General features: G+C 60.0%; 12 protein-coding genes and 8 tRNA genes. 18 read left to right on the top strand and 2 right to left on the bottom strand.

Annotation, left to right across the window (positions count from 1 at the left end; genetic code table 11):
- The first annotated feature begins 40 nt into the window (after window positions 1–40).
- The 3 genes from GPA25_RS08770 (at window position 41) to GPA25_RS08760 (ending at window position 2,061) form a co-directional block, all read left to right on the top strand.
- Window positions 41–130 (top strand) — tRNA-Ser (locus GPA25_RS08770).
- Window positions 131–192: 62 nt separating this feature from the next.
- A tRNA-Arg gene (locus tag GPA25_RS08765) sits at window positions 193–269 on the top strand.
- 346 nt (window positions 270–615) lie between these two features.
- Window positions 616–2,061 carry a mannose-1-phosphate guanylyltransferase/mannose-6-phosphate isomerase gene (locus GPA25_RS08760; RefSeq protein WP_169259990.1) on the top strand — a complete coding sequence of 482 codons (1,446 nt, stop codon included), beginning with the start codon at window positions 616–618 and terminating at the stop codon, window positions 2,059–2,061.
- Between the two features lie 57 nt (window positions 2,062–2,118).
- Here the strand turns inward: GPA25_RS08760 and GPA25_RS08755 are convergent, their stop codons facing one another.
- A complete protein-coding gene (locus GPA25_RS08755; RefSeq protein ID WP_169259989.1) occupies window positions 2,119–2,916 on the bottom strand; it encodes an outer membrane protein assembly factor BamD in 798 nt (265 codons plus the stop codon).
- 14 nt (window positions 2,917–2,930) lie between these two features.
- On the opposite strand from GPA25_RS08755, the gene rluD reads away from it, so the two are divergent.
- Together rluD and pgeF are read left to right on the top strand one after the other, a co-directional pair.
- Window positions 2,931–3,893, top strand: coding sequence for a 23S rRNA pseudouridine(1911/1915/1917) synthase RluD (gene rluD, locus GPA25_RS08750; protein WP_169259988.1), 963 nt, complete (start codon window positions 2,931–2,933; stop codon window positions 3,891–3,893).
- Window positions 3,890–4,633, top strand: coding sequence for a peptidoglycan editing factor PgeF (pgeF, locus tag GPA25_RS08745; protein ID WP_169259987.1), 744 nt, complete (start codon window positions 3,890–3,892; stop codon window positions 4,631–4,633). Before rluD ends, pgeF begins: the two co-directional genes overlap by 4 nt.
- 17 nt (window positions 4,634–4,650) lie before the next feature.
- On the opposite strand, the gene GPA25_RS08740 is transcribed toward pgeF, so the two are convergent.
- A complete protein-coding gene (locus GPA25_RS08740) occupies window positions 4,651–4,872 on the bottom strand; it encodes a hypothetical protein (protein ID WP_169259986.1) in 222 nt (73 codons plus the stop codon).
- Between the two features lie 128 nt (window positions 4,873–5,000).
- On the opposite strand from GPA25_RS08740, the gene phaC reads away from it, so the two are divergent.
- The 13 genes from phaC (at window position 5,001) to GPA25_RS08675 (ending at window position 13,915) form a co-directional block, all read left to right on the top strand.
- On the top strand, window positions 5,001–6,743 hold the full coding sequence (phaC, locus tag GPA25_RS08735) for a class I poly(R)-hydroxyalkanoic acid synthase (RefSeq protein ID WP_169259985.1): 1,743 nt from the start codon (window positions 5,001–5,003) through the stop codon (window positions 6,741–6,743).
- A gap of 116 nt (window positions 6,744–6,859) precedes the next feature.
- Window positions 6,860–7,600 (top strand): acetoacetyl-CoA reductase, encoded by a 741-nt coding sequence (gene phbB / locus GPA25_RS08730; RefSeq protein WP_169259984.1) that lies wholly within the window; start codon window positions 6,860–6,862, stop codon window positions 7,598–7,600.
- 223 nt (window positions 7,601–7,823) lie between these two features.
- Complete coding sequence (gene phbB, locus GPA25_RS08725) at window positions 7,824–8,564, top strand: beta-ketoacyl-ACP reductase (protein WP_169259983.1); 741 nt, start codon at window positions 7,824–7,826, stop codon at window positions 8,562–8,564.
- A 124-nt stretch (window positions 8,565–8,688) separates the two neighbouring features.
- Window positions 8,689–9,348, top strand: a complete 660-nt coding sequence (phaR, locus tag GPA25_RS08720) for a polyhydroxyalkanoate synthesis repressor PhaR (protein ID WP_169259982.1) — start codon at window positions 8,689–8,691, stop codon at window positions 9,346–9,348.
- Window positions 9,349–9,399: 51 nt separating this feature from the next.
- The gene (gene rimO / locus GPA25_RS08715) at window positions 9,400–10,731 is read left to right on the top strand and encodes a 30S ribosomal protein S12 methylthiotransferase RimO (protein ID WP_169259981.1); all 1,332 of its coding nucleotides are present in this window, start codon (window positions 9,400–9,402) and stop codon (window positions 10,729–10,731) included.
- 19 nt (window positions 10,732–10,750) lie between these two features.
- Window positions 10,751–11,698 carry a patatin-like phospholipase RssA gene (gene rssA, locus GPA25_RS08710; RefSeq protein ID WP_169259980.1) on the top strand — a complete coding sequence of 316 codons (948 nt, stop codon included), beginning with the start codon at window positions 10,751–10,753 and terminating at the stop codon, window positions 11,696–11,698.
- A gap of 15 nt (window positions 11,699–11,713) precedes the next feature.
- Complete coding sequence (locus GPA25_RS08705) at window positions 11,714–13,120, top strand: FAD-binding oxidoreductase (protein ID WP_169259979.1); 1,407 nt, start codon at window positions 11,714–11,716, stop codon at window positions 13,118–13,120.
- A 72-nt stretch (window positions 13,121–13,192) separates the two neighbouring features.
- A tRNA-Ala gene (locus GPA25_RS08700) sits at window positions 13,193–13,268 on the top strand.
- Between the two features lie 15 nt (window positions 13,269–13,283).
- A tRNA-Glu gene (locus tag GPA25_RS08695) sits at window positions 13,284–13,359 on the top strand.
- A 66-nt stretch (window positions 13,360–13,425) separates the two neighbouring features.
- Window positions 13,426–13,502: transfer RNA gene (locus tag GPA25_RS08690), tRNA-Asp, on the top strand.
- 99 nt (window positions 13,503–13,601) lie between these two features.
- Window positions 13,602–13,677, top strand: a tRNA-Ala gene (locus GPA25_RS08685).
- Between the two features lie 19 nt (window positions 13,678–13,696).
- Window positions 13,697–13,772: transfer RNA gene (locus tag GPA25_RS08680), tRNA-Glu, on the top strand.
- 66 nt (window positions 13,773–13,838) lie between these two features.
- Window positions 13,839–13,915: transfer RNA gene (locus GPA25_RS08675), tRNA-Asp, on the top strand.
- Window positions 13,916–14,114 lie beyond the last annotated feature (199 nt).

The raw sequence follows: 14,114 nt of genomic DNA, 5'->3' as shown, positions 1-14,114 counted from the left end.
TATAATTCGGCCTCCCGCAAGGCTAGGCCGGGCGGGACTCGGAGAGGTGGCAGAGTGGTCGAATGTACCTGACTCGAAATCAGGCGTAGGTGCGAGCCTACCGTGGGTTCGAATCCCACCCTCTCCGCCAAGTAGTCGAAACAAGTAGTTGACGTAAGATCGGGATCTGCTAAAATCCCGCTTCTTCACAAAGCGCCCGTAGCTCATCTGGATAGAGTACTTGGCTACGAACCAAGGGGTAGGGAGTTCGAATCTCTCCGGGCGCGCCAAAGATTCAAGAAAAAAGGCCAGTCGAAAGACTGGCCTTTTTGCGTTTCTGGCATACGAGTGCGCAGTGTTACAAAGCTTGTATCGAAGGTTCGGCGTCCTCGGTGCTCCATTCCGGTGCTGACGTTTGACCGGATTGTTGTTCCTGTTGCGGACTTGAGGCAGCGTTGCGCTTTTCCTGAGGTATCGGGCCTTCCTCGCGGGATGGTTTCGTGTTTGCCCGGATTCGCCCATCCGGTCCCGATGAGAGGGCGGATTTTTGTCGTATCCTTGAGTTATGTAGTTCAGGGATCCCGATTCCTTGGTATTTGCGGGCACACATTTTCTGAATTTCGGCGGTAATCCAGTATGTACCTTCATCCTGTAATCCTTTCCGGCGGGTCCGGAACCCGACTCTGGCCGCTCTCTCGTGAGCAATATCCCAAACAGCTGATCGCACTGATCGGAAACGACACGATGCTGCAGCAGACCGCAATGCGCCTGGCCGGGTTTTCCGGCAGTCTTCCGGTTGCGCGCGAGCCCATTGTCGTGTGCAACGAAGAATACCGCTTCATCACTGCCGAGCAGATGCGTGCGATCGGCTGCGCGACGCAGCACATCTTGCTTGAGCCGGTGGGGCGCAACACCGCGCCGGCCCTGACGCTGGCCGCCCTGACCGTGAACCGGGAGAACACGGACGGGGTGTTGCTCGTAATGCCCGCAGACCACGTCATCCGTGACCGTGAGGCGTTCCATCGCGCGGTCGCCACCGGCCTTGATGCGGCAAAAGCGGGCGCGATGGTTGCTTTTGGCATCGTGCCGGAACGTGCCGAAACCGGCTACGGCTATATCCGTGTTGGCGCGGAGGCTGCTCCCGGTGTGCATCAAGTAGCGGCTTTCGTCGAGAAACCCGACGCACAGACTGCCACCGAATATGTCGCCAGCGGTGCCTACCTGTGGAACAGCGGTCTCTTCATGGTGCGGGCCGCCATCTGGCTGAAGGCGATTGCCCACTTTAATCCGGCGATGCTCACCGCCTGTGAAGCCGGTATCGATGCCGCAGCGCGCGATGCCGATTTTGTGCGCGTGGGGCGCGAAGCTTTCGAAGCCTGTCCGTCGGACTCGATTGACTATGCCGTGATGGAAAAACTCGCTGCCGCGCCGGAGCTCGGGATCGCTCCGCAGGTCGTGCCGATGTCGGTGGGGTGGTCCGACGTTGGTGCGTGGGATGCGCTGTGGGCGCTGGCGGAAAAGGATGATGCGGGCAACGCGGGGCGCGGCGATGTGCTGTTCGAGGCTACGACCGACAGTCTCGTGCATGCCACCAGTCGCATGGTGGTGTGTCTTGGCGTTGACAGCCTTGTGGTGGTCGAAACCGCGGATGCCGTAATGGTGGCTAACAAGGAACACACGCAGGACGTGAAGAAGATCGTTGCACGGCTCAAGGCGGAAAATCGCACACAGGCGTTGGCGCACCGTAAGATCCACCGCCCGTGGGGATGTTACGACTCCATCGACAATGGCGGGCGCTTTCAGGTCAAGCACATCGAGGTCAAACCAGGCGCGGCACTCAGTCTGCAGATGCACCATCACCGTGCCGAACACTGGATCGTCGTGCGCGGAACTGCCAAGGTTACCCGTGGCGACGAGACTTTCTTGCTGACGGAGAACCAGTCAACCTACATTCCACTGGGCGTCACTCATCGACTCGAGAACCCGGGGAAAATGACGCTGGAAATGATCGAAGTGCAGTCTGGCAGCTATCTTGGCGAGGATGACATAGTGCGCTTTGAGGATACCTATGGCCGCCGCTGAGTTCGCGTGAGGGGCTTGTACCCGGCCGGGCGTTGCGCACGCCCGGCATGATCCGGTTTACCAGAGTTGCCACCAGGGGCGCGTATCCTTCGGGCCGCCGCCCAGATACACGCTATTTGGGAAATTTTTCCGCATGACGCGGTCGGCGTCGTCGCGTAGGTCTGTCATCCCCAGGGTGTCATAACTCTTGACCAGCATGAACAGCGCCTCTTCGGTCGCCGGGGCGTTCGGGTAGGTCTTGAGTGCAGCCTGGGCGCGGTTGATCGCCGCAACATACGCGCCGCGCCGATAATAATAGCGGGCGACGTGTACTTCATGCGCGGCCAGCGAGTTCACAAGATACTGCATGCGCTGACGCGCATCGTCCGCATATCGGCTGGTCGGAAAGCGGCTTACCAGTTGACCGAAAGTGTCGAAAGACTCTTGCGCCCCTTTCGGGTCACGTTCCGAGAGATCCTGATTCGACAATCCTGCCAGTAGGCCCAGGTCTTCATTGAAAGTCGCCAGACCCTTCAGGTAATAGACATAGTCCGCGTTCGGATGGTTGGGGTGAAGTTTGATAAACCGGTCGGCTGCCGCGATGGCCAGTGGCGCTTCGTTCGACTTGTAATGCGCATACGCAACCTCAATTTGCGCCTGCTGCGCATGGGGTCCGTACGGATAGCGGGCTTCAAGCTTTTCGAAGAGCTTGATCGCCTGCTCGTAGGATCCCTCTGCCATATAGTTCTTGGCTTCCGAATACAGCCGCTGCGCATTCCAGCCTGCAGTTTCGTCGATCTGTTCAGGCAGCAGGCCGCAACCGCCGAGCAGCAATGCACCGATAACCGCTAAACTTCTAAGGGTGAACCTGGCCATCGAAAAAAACTCGCGTGAATGAACCGGACGATTATAGCCCACAGGAAGGGGCTGCTTTGCACCACCAACTGACGATTCCGGCGGACTGCGCCGGATTGCGCCTGGATCAAGCGCTTGCTCGTCTCTTTCCCTCGCATTCGCGCAGCCGGCTGCAAAACTGGCTGAAGGCGGGACGGGTTAGTCTCGATGGTGGCCAGCATGATGCCAAATTCAAGGTGTGGGGTGGAGAGTCCCTTGAAGTGGATGCTGCGCCACCCCCCGAGGAAATCGCCGAAGCGCCTGAGGATATTCCACTGGCAGTGGTCTACGAGGACGCGGACGTCCTCGTGATCGACAAACCCGTCGGTCTCGTGGTGCATCCTGGCAGCGGCAATTGGAGCGGTACATTGTTGAATGCGTTGTTGCATCACGCACCCCACCTGGCTGGCGTGCCGCGAGCGGGTATTGTTCATCGCCTCGACAAGGACACCAGCGGCCTGCTCGTAGTGGCGAAGACGCTTGAGGCGCAAACCGACCTTGTGCGCCAACTGCAGGCGCGCACCGTAAAGCGGCATTACCTCGCGTTCGTGCATGGTTTGATCAGCGGTCCCGGCGCCGTCGATGCGCCTGTGGGCCGCCATCCGTCGCAGCGGACAAAAATGGCCGTTGTGCAGTCGGGGCGCGCCGCCGTCACGCGCTACCTCGTCAAGGAACAATTTGCCCGCACGACTCTCGTCGAGTGCCAGCTTGAGACCGGTCGGACTCATCAGATCCGCGTGCACATGGCCAGCATCGGGCACCCGCTCGTCGGCGATGCCACATATGGCCTGCGTCGCAGCGGTAATGCCATGTTGGATGCGTTTCCGCGGCAGGCGTTACACGCATTCCGGCTCGGTCTCGTCCATCCTTCGACTGGCGAGGCAATGTCCTGGGAAGCCCCGCTGCCCGAGGATTTCGTGCGCCTGCTCGATGGTGTGCGGACGGAGCGCGTGCGGTGAGTCCAGACTGGATCGAACCGGACTGGCCCGCGCCCGTGCGAGTGAGGGCGCTCGCCACGACCCGTCACGGCGGCGTCAGTGTAGGGCCTTATGCGAGCATGAATCTTGGAACTCACGTTGGCGACTCACCACAGGCCGTGGCACAGAACCGTGCCGTGCTCCGCGCCTGCCTGCCGGCCGAGCCGCTTTGGCTGGATCAGGTTCATGGCATCAATGTCGCTGACGCATCGGCCGCCGGTGATGGCGGTGGCGTGATCCGGGCAGACGCGGCAGTCGCGACGCGCCCCGGCGCGGTCTGTGTGGTCATGACGGCGGATTGTCTGCCGGTATTGTTCTGCGATGATGCCGGAACGGTTGTCGCCGCCGCGCATGCGGGTTGGCGTGGCCTCGCAGCAGGTGTGCTCGATGCGACGGTCGTTCGCATGGGAGTGGTGCCCGAGCGAATCCTCGCGTGGCTTGGGCCGGCAATCGGCCCGCGAGCGTTCGAAGTGGGGGACGATGTCCGGCAGGTATTCGTTACTGCAGATCCGGTTGCTGCTCGCGCGTTCATGCCGGGCGACAAGCCCGGCAAGTGGTTTGCGGACCTTTTCCTGCTTGCACGTCTGCGCTTGCGCTCGGCGGGAGTGGAGCGCGTATTCGGCGGCGATGTATGCACCTATGCTGATCCGCTGCGCTATTTTTCCTACCGGCGCGATGGTGTCACCGGCCGTCTCGCGTCGCTGGTGTGGCTGTCCGCGTGAGCGTAGCCTGCGTTCAACTATTGATCGCGGTCCGAATCGGCTCTATCTTTCGTACCTGTGTCTTCATCGCCGCGCCGTGCGGCGCCGCGCCGGCGCGCCGGGGTGCCGATCAGCCACAGGAAAAGTGCCAGCGGCGCCAGGCCCCAGAACACGAAGGTGAGCACGCCGCCCACCACCGTGGTGTCGGCAAGGGCGGCGAGCAGGGCTACGTATAACCACGCGATTGCGATAATGTACATGGGCGCCGATTCTACCCGCATGGATGCGGGGCCGGTGCGCTTGGCCAACGGCGACGACAGCCGACAAATCAACATGAACGACGGGGTGCGCTTTGCGCGCTCCCGAACCAGCGCCTCAGGAGGGGCTGATGTCCGAATCCGACGACAAGCAAGCGACAGCTGCGATGCAGGGGATGCTCCAGTTCGGCCAGGCGATGGCGCAGAATTTCTTCCAGAGCATCGTGCGCCAGCATGCGGCAATACAAGACAGCAGCGGCGCCGCTGCACCAAGCCTGCCACTGCCGGAAACCGAGGCATTCACCCGCTTGCAGCAGCAACTCGCCGAGCGCCATATGACCCTATGGACTTCGATGCTGCAGCGCAAACCGGGAGATCAGGGCGAGCCGGTAGCCAAGCCGGAGCCGGGCGACCGTCGGTTTTCATCGCCGGAATGGGCCGAGAGCCCGGTGTTCGACTATGTCCGCCAGTCCTATCTGCTGAATGCCGATTTCCTGAAGCAGGTTTCCGATGTGCTGCCAATGGCCGATGGTCGCGCGAAGTCACGCGTGCAGTTCCTGACGCGGCAATATGTCGATGCACTTGCACCGTCGAATTTTGCTGCGACCAATCCGGAGTTCATCAAGGCAGCGCTGGAAACGAAGGGCGAAAGCATTACCAGGGGGGTAAAGAACCTCATTGCCGATCTCGAGAAGGGGCGCATCTCGATGACCGACGATGCAGCCTTCGAGGTCGGGCGAAACCTGGCACTGACGCCGGGCGCGGTGATCTATGAGAACGAACTGATCCAGCTCATCCAATATGCGCCGCTGACCGACAAGGTTGCGCAGACGCCGCTGTTGATCATTCCGCCGAGCATCAACAAGTTCTACATCATGGACCTGCAACCGGAGAATTCTCTGGTGCGCTTCGTTGTGGAGCAGGGTTTCACGGTGTTCCTCGTGTCATGGAAAAACGTCAAGGCCGAAGAGGCGACGTTCACATGGGACGATTATTTGGAAAAAGGTCCACTCACCGCGCTCGACGTCGTGCGTGCAGTAACCAAAGTCAAAAAACCGAACGTGCTGGGTTTCTGCGTCGGCGGTACGATCCTCTCCTCGGCACTTGGCGTTGCGCGCGCGCGTGGCGAGGATCCCGTGGAAAGTCTCACCTTGATGACCACCTTGCTCGATTTCGCCGATTCGGGCGAACTCGGCTGCCTGGTTGACGAAGCCAGCGTGACGGCACGCGAAGCGGCCATCGGTAAAGGCGGGCTGTTGCCCGGCCAGGAGCTTGCAAACGTATTCTCCGCGCTGCGCGCCAACGATCTGGTTTGGCAATACGTGGTGGGCAACTACTTGAAGGGAAACAAACCGCAGGCATTCGATCTGCTGTACTGGAATTCCGACAGCACCAACCTCCCTGGCCCCTTCCTTACCTGGTACTTGCGCAACATGTATCTGGAAAACAACCTGCGGGTGCCGGGCAAGCTCAAGATGCTGGGGGCGAAGGTCGACCTCGGCAAGATCGATGCGCCCGCCTACCTGCTTGCCGCGCGCGAGGACCACATCGTGCCGTGGAAAGGCGCGTATCTGTCGCGTGGTCTGCTGGGTGGCGAAACGACCTTCGTGCTGGGCGCTAGTGGCCATATCGCCGGGGCGATCAATCCGGCATCGAAGAATCGCCGCAGCTTCTGGGTGAACGCATCGGACGCGGCCGATCCTGATGAATGGCTCGACGGAGCCTCCGAGCAAAAGGGCAGCTGGTGGCTGCACTGGATCGAATGGCTCAAACTACGCGGTGGCAAGCAGGTCGCTGCACGCGGTCGCATGGGCAACGCGAAGTACGCACCCATCGAGCCGGCCCCGGGGCGTTATGTCAAGGAACGAGCCTGAGGCTGTTGGTTAGCTCGCAAGAATAAGAATCATCCAGTGGCAGCGGGTACGGGGGGCGCTGCCGGATTGCGCTGGAACCCCTTCGAGAGACGAGTTACGGGAGAGGAGGAAATCATATGGCAAGAGTTGCACTAGTGACCGGTGGCATGGGTGGTCTGGGAGAGGCGATCTGCATCAAGCTCGCCGCGTTGGGCTATCGGGTCGTGACGACGCATTCCCCGGGCAACGCCAAGGCTGGCGAATGGCTGCAGACCATGAACAACATGGGCTACGGCTTCAAAGCCTATCCCTGCGACGTAGCGGATTTCGATTCATGCAAGACATGTGTCGAGACCGTTACCAAGGAAGTGGGGCCCGTGGACGTGCTGGTGAATAACGCCGGAATTACGCGCGACATGACCTTCAAGAAAATGACCAAGGCCGATTGGGATGCGGTCGTCAGCACCAACCTCGACAGCGTGTTTAATATGACCAAACAGGTCATGGACGGCATGCTGGAACGTAAATGGGGGCGCGTGATCAACGTCTCCTCCGTCAATGGTCAGAAGGGGGCTTTCGGCCAGACCAACTACTCTGCCGCCAAGGCCGGCATGCACGGTTTCACCAAGGCCCTGGCGCTCGAAGTGGCGCGTTCCGGGGTGACCGTCAACACCATCTCGCCCGGCTACATCGGCACCAAGATGGTCATGGCGATTCCGCAGGAGATTCTGGAATCGAAGATCCTTCCGCAAATTCCCGTGGCGCGTCTGGGTAAGCCGGAAGAAATCGCGGGTCTCGTTGCCTATCTCTCATCCGAGGAGGCTGCGTTCGTCACCGGCGCCAATATCTCGATCAACGGCGGCCAGCACATGTTCTGATCCGCGGGCGTCGCTCGCGAAAACGGCGTGTTTCCTGCCCGGAACGCGCCGTTTTTTATTTGTGATATTGCGGTGCAGCAAATGATCGTAAATGTGCCTATAATCTACCCGCTTTGCGGTAATTGTAGGGCCGCATCGTTTACGTATTCGGGAGCGGGGCGGCTGGCTTCGATGCGAGCGCTCAGGGTTCCCCATCACCAAACTACCGCAAGAGGATTGCAATATGACTCAGAAAGTCGCTCTCGTTACCGGCGCCATGGGCGGTTTGGGCTCCGCAATTTGCCAGTCCCTGGCCAAGGATGGCATGAAGGTCGTCGCAAACTGCCTTCCCGGCTTCCCGCAGAAGGACGAATGGTTGGCCCAACAGAAAAACCTCGGCTTCGACTTCGTTGCAGCTGAAGGCGACGTGTCTGATTACGAGTCCTGTAAAGCGATGGTGGCCAAGGTCGAAGCCGATATCGGTCCGATCGAGATCCTCGTGAACAACGCCGGCATCACCCGCGACAAGTTCTTCCCCAAGATGGAAAAGGCGCAGTGGGATGCGGTGATCAACACCAATCTCAACAGCCTGTTCAACGTCACTCACCACATCTCGCCGAAAATGGCTGAGCGTGGCTGGGGTCGTATCATCAATATCTCGTCGGTCAATGGCGTCAAGGGGCAGGCCGGTCAAGCCAACTACTCGACCGCCAAGGCGGGGGTGCTCGGATTCACGAAGGCACTGGCAGCGGAGCTGGCGAACAAGGGTGTCACTGTCAACGCCATTGCGCCGGGTTATATCGGGACCGAAATGGTCATGGCGATTCGCGAAGACATCCGCCAAGGCATCATCGACACCGTACCGATGAAGCGTCTGGGCAAGCCGGAAGAAATCGGCGCCCTGTGCTCTTACCTGGCTTCCGATCTCGCGGGTTACGTAACCGGTGCGACGATCAACATCAATGGCGGCCTTCATATGTGCTAATGCAGTATCCGCGCCCGCGGATGGCTGCCAGACCCCGCCGATTGGCGGGGTTTTTCTTTCCGCAGCGCGGTATAATTTTGCCCACATGGAGAGCGGAATTCACCGCCGCCGAGGAGAAGTAGAGATGGCTGATCAGGCACGTCTAATCAAAAAATATCCCAATCGTCGTCTTTACGACACCCGGACCAGTTCGTACATCACGTTGGCGGATGTGAAGGAACTGGTACTTGCCCGCGAAGACTTCCAGGTCGTCGACGCCAAGACGGGCGAGGATCTCACCCGCAGTATCCTGCTACAGATCATCCTCGAAGAAGAGGCCGGCGGCGCACCGATGTTCACCAGCGATCTTCTTGCGCACATGATCCGTTTTTACGGCAATGCCACGCAGGGCATGATGGGCAAGTACCTCGAAAACAACATCAAGGCCTTCACCGAGATGCAGGCGAAGTTGCAGGAACAGGCACAGGCGATCTACGGTGAGAACAGTCCGATCAGCCAGGATCTCTGGGCCCAATTCCTGAACTTTCAGGGGCCCGCGCTGCAGAGCGTAATGGGTACCTACGTCGATCAGAGCAAGAAAATGTTTTCGCAGATGCAAGAGCAGATCGAAAGTCAGACGCGGAATATTTTTACCGGTTTCCCGTTCCCGAATTACACACCCGCCGGCAAGGATGATCATGCCGCAGCGGCTGCGCCCGCACCCGCACCTTCGGCCGCGGACAAGGATGACAAGGCCGATCCCGCTGCCGCGACCACCAAGACGAGTCGCGCTACCCACAAATAATACGCATGCGGTAACCGGAATAGTCCGGTTCGCAAGGTTCCAGCAGAGAGCATGACCCAACAGAAAATCCAGAGCGTGCCGCGCGTCGGTTTCGTATCTCTCGGGTGCCCCAAGGCCACGGTTGATTCCGAACACATCCTCACGCGCCTGCGTGCCGAAGGGTATGAAATTTCAGGTAGTTACGACGATGCCGATCTGGTCGTCGTGAATACCTGCGGCTTCATCGACGCTGCCGTTGAAGAGTCGCTTGATGCAATCGGTGAGGCGTTGACAGAGAATGGCAAGGTCATCGTCACCGGCTGTCTCGGCGCCAAGGACGATGTCGTGCTGGCCGCACATCCGCAGGTGCTCGCGGTGACCGGTCCGCACGCCACTGATGCCGTGATGAAAGCCGTTCACCTGCACCTGCCGAAACCGCACGACCCGTTTACCGACCTCGTGCCGCCGCAGGGTATCCGTCTGACGCCGAATCATTACGCCTACCTCAAAATTTCCGAAGGCTGCAATCATCGTTGCGCTTTCTGCATCATTCCGTCGATGCGCGGCGATCTGGTCTCGCGGCCGATTCACGAGGTCATGCGTGAAGCGGAGGCGCTCGTCGATTCTGGTGTGAAGGAGCTGCTGGTGATCTCGCAGGACACCAGCGCATACGGCGTCGACACCAAGTACCGCACCGGTTTCTGGAACGGACGGCCGCTCAAGACCAAGCTGATCGATCTCGCCAAGGCCTTGGGCGATTTGGGAGTCTGGGTGCGAATGCATTACGTCTACCCTTACCCGAGCGTCGATGACCTGATTCCGCTGATGGCAGAAGGCAAGATCCTGCCATATCTCGATGTGCCCTTCCAGCACGCCAGTCCGCGCATTCTCAAGGCGATGAAGCGTCCAGCCAATGCTGAAAACGTCCTTGAGCGTATCCGCGCCTGGCGCAGCATCTGTCCCGATCTGACGATCCGCTCTACCTTCATTACCGGCTTCCCTGGCGAGACGGATGAAGATTTCGAGATGCTGCTGAACTTCCTTGACGAGGCTCAACTCGACCGCGTCGGCGCCTTTGCGTATTCACCGGTCGAAGGCGCGGATGCCAACCAACTGGCCGATCCGGTGCCGGACGAGGTGCGAGAGGAACGGCGCATGCGTCTGATGGAGTTCCAGGAAGATATCTCGACACAGCGCCTGGAGCGCTGGATTGGCCGGGAAATCACCGTCCTCGTTGATGATGTCGACGAGGAAGGCGCAATTGCCCGATCGGGCAGCGATGCGCCGGAGGTCGATGGTCTGGTGATCATCCCGAACGGGGGCGGGCTCGTGCCTGGTGAGTTCGCACAGGTGCGGATTACCGACTGCGACGTACACGATCTCTACGCCGAACCTATAGCCTGAATATCCCCGCGCTCCGGCCATGTTCGAACCGACGCCCATGCAGCGCAACACGGATGGCCCGGTAATCGGACTGGCGCTGGGAAGCGGTGCCGCACGGGGGTGGGCTCACTTGGGCGTGCTGCGTGGGCTTGCTCGGGAAGGCATCGAGCCTCAGATAGTCTGCGGTTGCTCGATTGGAGCTTTCGTCGGCGCGGCCCTTGCATCAGGCGACCTCGCGAAGCTTACCGAATGGGCCGAGTCGCTGAAGTGGCAGGACGTCGTCTCGCTTCTTGATGTCAGCCTGCGTGGCGGGTTGATCAAGGGGCAAAAACTCATCCAGTTTTTCGAGCGCAATTTCGTCGATCGCGATTTTTCACAACTCGACCGTCGCTTTGCCTGCGTGGCGACCGAACTGCAGACGGGACGCGAGATTTGGCTGCGCGAAGGTAGTGTCGCAAGGGCTGTTCGTGCCTCTATAGCGCTTCCAGGGTTGCTCACGCCGGTATTGAGGAATGGACGCTTGCTGGTCGATGGCGGCTTGGTCAATCCCGTGCCCGTGTCGCTTTGCCGCGCGATGGGGGCCGAAATCGTGATCGCTGTCGACCTCGGTTCCGACGTGGTTGGGAAATCCTGGAGGCCGTCACCCGGAGATGACGAGGAGAGCAGCAATGGCTGGACTGAGCGACTATTCGCGCGTCTGGGATTGTTTGCCAACGGAGCGAACGGGGGAGGGCGCAATGGCCAGCAAGCGGCTGTCGATGAGGATTTACCGTCTTTGATGACGGTGTTAACTTCCAGTATCAACATCATGCAGGTGCGCATCGCGCGCAGCCGTCTCGCCGGCGAACCGGCCGACGTGCAGATTTCGCCACGCGTCGCGCATCTCGGTACGATGGACTTTCATCGTGCCCGCGAAGCGATTGTGGAAGGCGAGGCGGCGGTCGCAGCAATGTTGCCAGCGCTGCGATACGCCCTCAGTCACCGCTGATCAGAGAGTACCCGTATGAGCGATTTGATCGACGTCTTGCGCGCAGCGGTGGGCGCGCATCATACACTCATTGATTCGTTGTCGATGGCGCCGTATCTGACGGACTGGCGCGCGCGATATACCGGCAGGGCGCTTGCAGTTGTTAAGCCGGCGGATACGCAGCAGGTCGCAGCCGTAGTGCGCGCCTGCGCCGACGCAGGTGTGGCAATGGTGCCTCAAGGAGGCAATACGGGGCTGTGCGGTGGCGCCACGCCGTTGAGCGAGGGGCGCTCGGTCGTTATTAACTTGTCGCGACTGAATCGCATCCGGACCGTGGATGCTACGAACAATGCGTTGATTGCCGAAGCTGGTTGTACGCTTGCGTCTGTCCAGGACGCGGCAGCGGCGGAGAATCGCCTGTTCCCCTTGGCGCTGGCGTCCGAAGGGAGTTGTCTGATCGGCGGCAACGTATCCACCAACGCCGGAGGGGTTCAGGTGCTGCGTTATGGCAACATGCGGGAATTGGTCCTCGGGCTAGAGGTGGTCTTGCCCGATGGGCAGGTGTGGGACGGGCTGCGCGCCCTGCGCAAGGACAATACCGGCTACGACCTGAAGCAACTCTTCATTGGCGCGGAAGGCACCCTCGGCGTCGTCACGGCCGCCGTGCTCAAGCTGTTCCCTCAACCCCGTGCGCGCGCAACCGCCTGGATTGCGGTGCCCAGCCCGGACGCCGCCGTCGCCCTGCTCGGCCTCTTGCGTGATAGCTGTGGCGATCGCGTCAGCGCCTTTGAGATGGTCGCCCGCTCGGGGCTGGAACTCGTGCTGCATCACATTCCCGGTGCGCGCGCACCGCTGGCGGGCGCTCACGACTGGATGGTCCTGCTCGAATTGACCGATACGCGTGATCCTGATGCCCTCGATAGCGCACTTGAAGGCGCAATCGGCGCGGCGCTTGAGTCAGGGGTTGTGCTCGATGCGGCAATCGCTACCAGCGTTGCCCAAGCCGAATCCTTGTGGGGGCTGCGTGAGAATATCTCCGAGGCGCAAAAAATCGAAGGGCTCAGCATCAAGCACGACATTTCGGTTCCGGTCAGTCGCGTTCCCGAATTCCTGACACGTGCCCGCGCCGCGTTGACCATGATGTGGCCGGACGTCCGAATCGTCGCTTTCGGCCACATTGGGGACGGCAATCTTCACTACAATCTGTCCAAGCCCAACGCGCTGGACAACGCCGACTTCATTGCCCGTACCGCCGAGGTCAATCGCATCGTGCATGATCTGACTGCCGAGCTGGGTGGCTCGATCTCGGCTGAGCATGGCCTCGGACAGCTCAAGCGCGTCGAGAGCATGCGCTACAAGTCTGATGTTGAAATGGATCTGATGCGAGCGGTGAAGGGGGCTTTCGACCCGCGCGGCTTGATGAATCCGGGAAAAGTAATCTGAATTGCGATAAATCGCGAATCCGGGGTTTACAGTGTGAAAGTGTCACCCTATAATGCGCGCTCTTTCGCCGTCGGGGGTATAGCTCAGCTGGGAGAGCGCTTGCATGGCATGCAAGAGGTCAGCGGTTCGATCCCGCTTACCTCCACCAGTCGAAAGAAACGCGGTCCCCATCGTCTAGAGGCCTAGGACACCGCCCTTTCACGGCGATAACCGGGGTTCGAATCCCCGTGGGGACGCCAGGATGTAGCGAGGCGTCATAAAGACGATTCGTGTTCCGGTCGGCAAGACCGGTAGCAGGTTAGTGCGGAGTGGTAGTTCAGTTGGTTAGAATACCGGCCTGTCACGCCGGGGGTCGCGGGTTCGAGCCCCGTCCACTCCGCCAAGAATATTGCAGATCCTTGTCTGCATGCTGTAACGATGTAGTTGTGGTTGAAAGTGCTTGCAGTCGGTAGTGTAAGAAGCTAAAATGCATAGCTCTGTCGGGGGTATAGCTCAGCTGGGAGAGCGCTTGCATGGCATGCAAGAGGTCAGCGGTTCGATCCCGCTTACCTCCACCAACCGAAGAAGTGAGACGTTGTCCCCATCGTCTAGAGGCCTAGGACACCGCCCTTTCACGGCGATAACCGGGGTTCGAATCCCCGTGGGGACGCCAGGATGTAGCGAGGCGTCATAAAGACGATTCGTGTTCCGGTCGGCAAGACCGGTAGCAGGTTAGTGCGGAGTGGTAGTTCAGTTGGTTAGAATACCGGCCTGTCACGCCGGGGGTCGCGGGTTCGAGCCCCGTCCACTCCGCCAAAAAATAAAAATGGGAGCCGTGAGGCTCCCATTTTTTTCGTCCATATTTCCTTCGATCGTCGCGCCCATGTCGTTGAAGGGTTCCGAACGCTTTCGCGACTGGAGTTCCACTGTTTTGCCTTGTCGTGTTTTGTGCTGCTGGCGTCGCGATGCAAAACTGCGATATAGTGCATTCCATACGCCTCGGTATGGAGTTGCA

Origin of the sequence: Aromatoleum diolicum (assembly GCF_012910955.1) — a bacterium.
Taxonomy (GTDB): Bacteria; Pseudomonadota; Gammaproteobacteria; order Burkholderiales; family Rhodocyclaceae; genus Aromatoleum; species Aromatoleum diolicum.
Note: the sequence above shows the minus strand (reverse complement) of the source record. Positions and strands in the feature narration are given on the sequence as shown.

Coding starts and splice junctions, on each gene's coding strand:
- phaC (WP_169259985.1), top strand. CDS start 5,001: ATGTCCGAATCCGACGACAAGCAAGCGACAGCTGCGATGCAGGGGATG.
- rimO (WP_169259981.1), top strand. CDS start 9,400: ATGACCCAACAGAAAATCCAGAGCGTGCCGCGCGTCGGTTTCGTATCT.
- phbB (WP_169259984.1), top strand. CDS start 6,860: ATGGCAAGAGTTGCACTAGTGACCGGTGGCATGGGTGGTCTGGGAGAG.
- GPA25_RS08760 (WP_169259990.1), top strand. CDS start 616: ATGTACCTTCATCCTGTAATCCTTTCCGGCGGGTCCGGAACCCGACTC.
- rssA (WP_169259980.1), top strand. CDS start 10,751: ATGTTCGAACCGACGCCCATGCAGCGCAACACGGATGGCCCGGTAATC.
- GPA25_RS08705 (WP_169259979.1), top strand. CDS start 11,714: ATGAGCGATTTGATCGACGTCTTGCGCGCAGCGGTGGGCGCGCATCAT.
- GPA25_RS08755 (WP_169259989.1), bottom strand. CDS start 2,916: ATGGCCAGGTTCACCCTTAGAAGTTTAGCGGTTATCGGTGCATTGCTG.
- phaR (WP_169259982.1), top strand. CDS start 8,689: ATGGCTGATCAGGCACGTCTAATCAAAAAATATCCCAATCGTCGTCTT.
- GPA25_RS08740 (WP_169259986.1), bottom strand. CDS start 4,872: ATGTACATTATCGCAATCGCGTGGTTATACGTAGCCCTGCTCGCCGCC.
- phbB (WP_169259983.1), top strand. CDS start 7,824: ATGACTCAGAAAGTCGCTCTCGTTACCGGCGCCATGGGCGGTTTGGGC.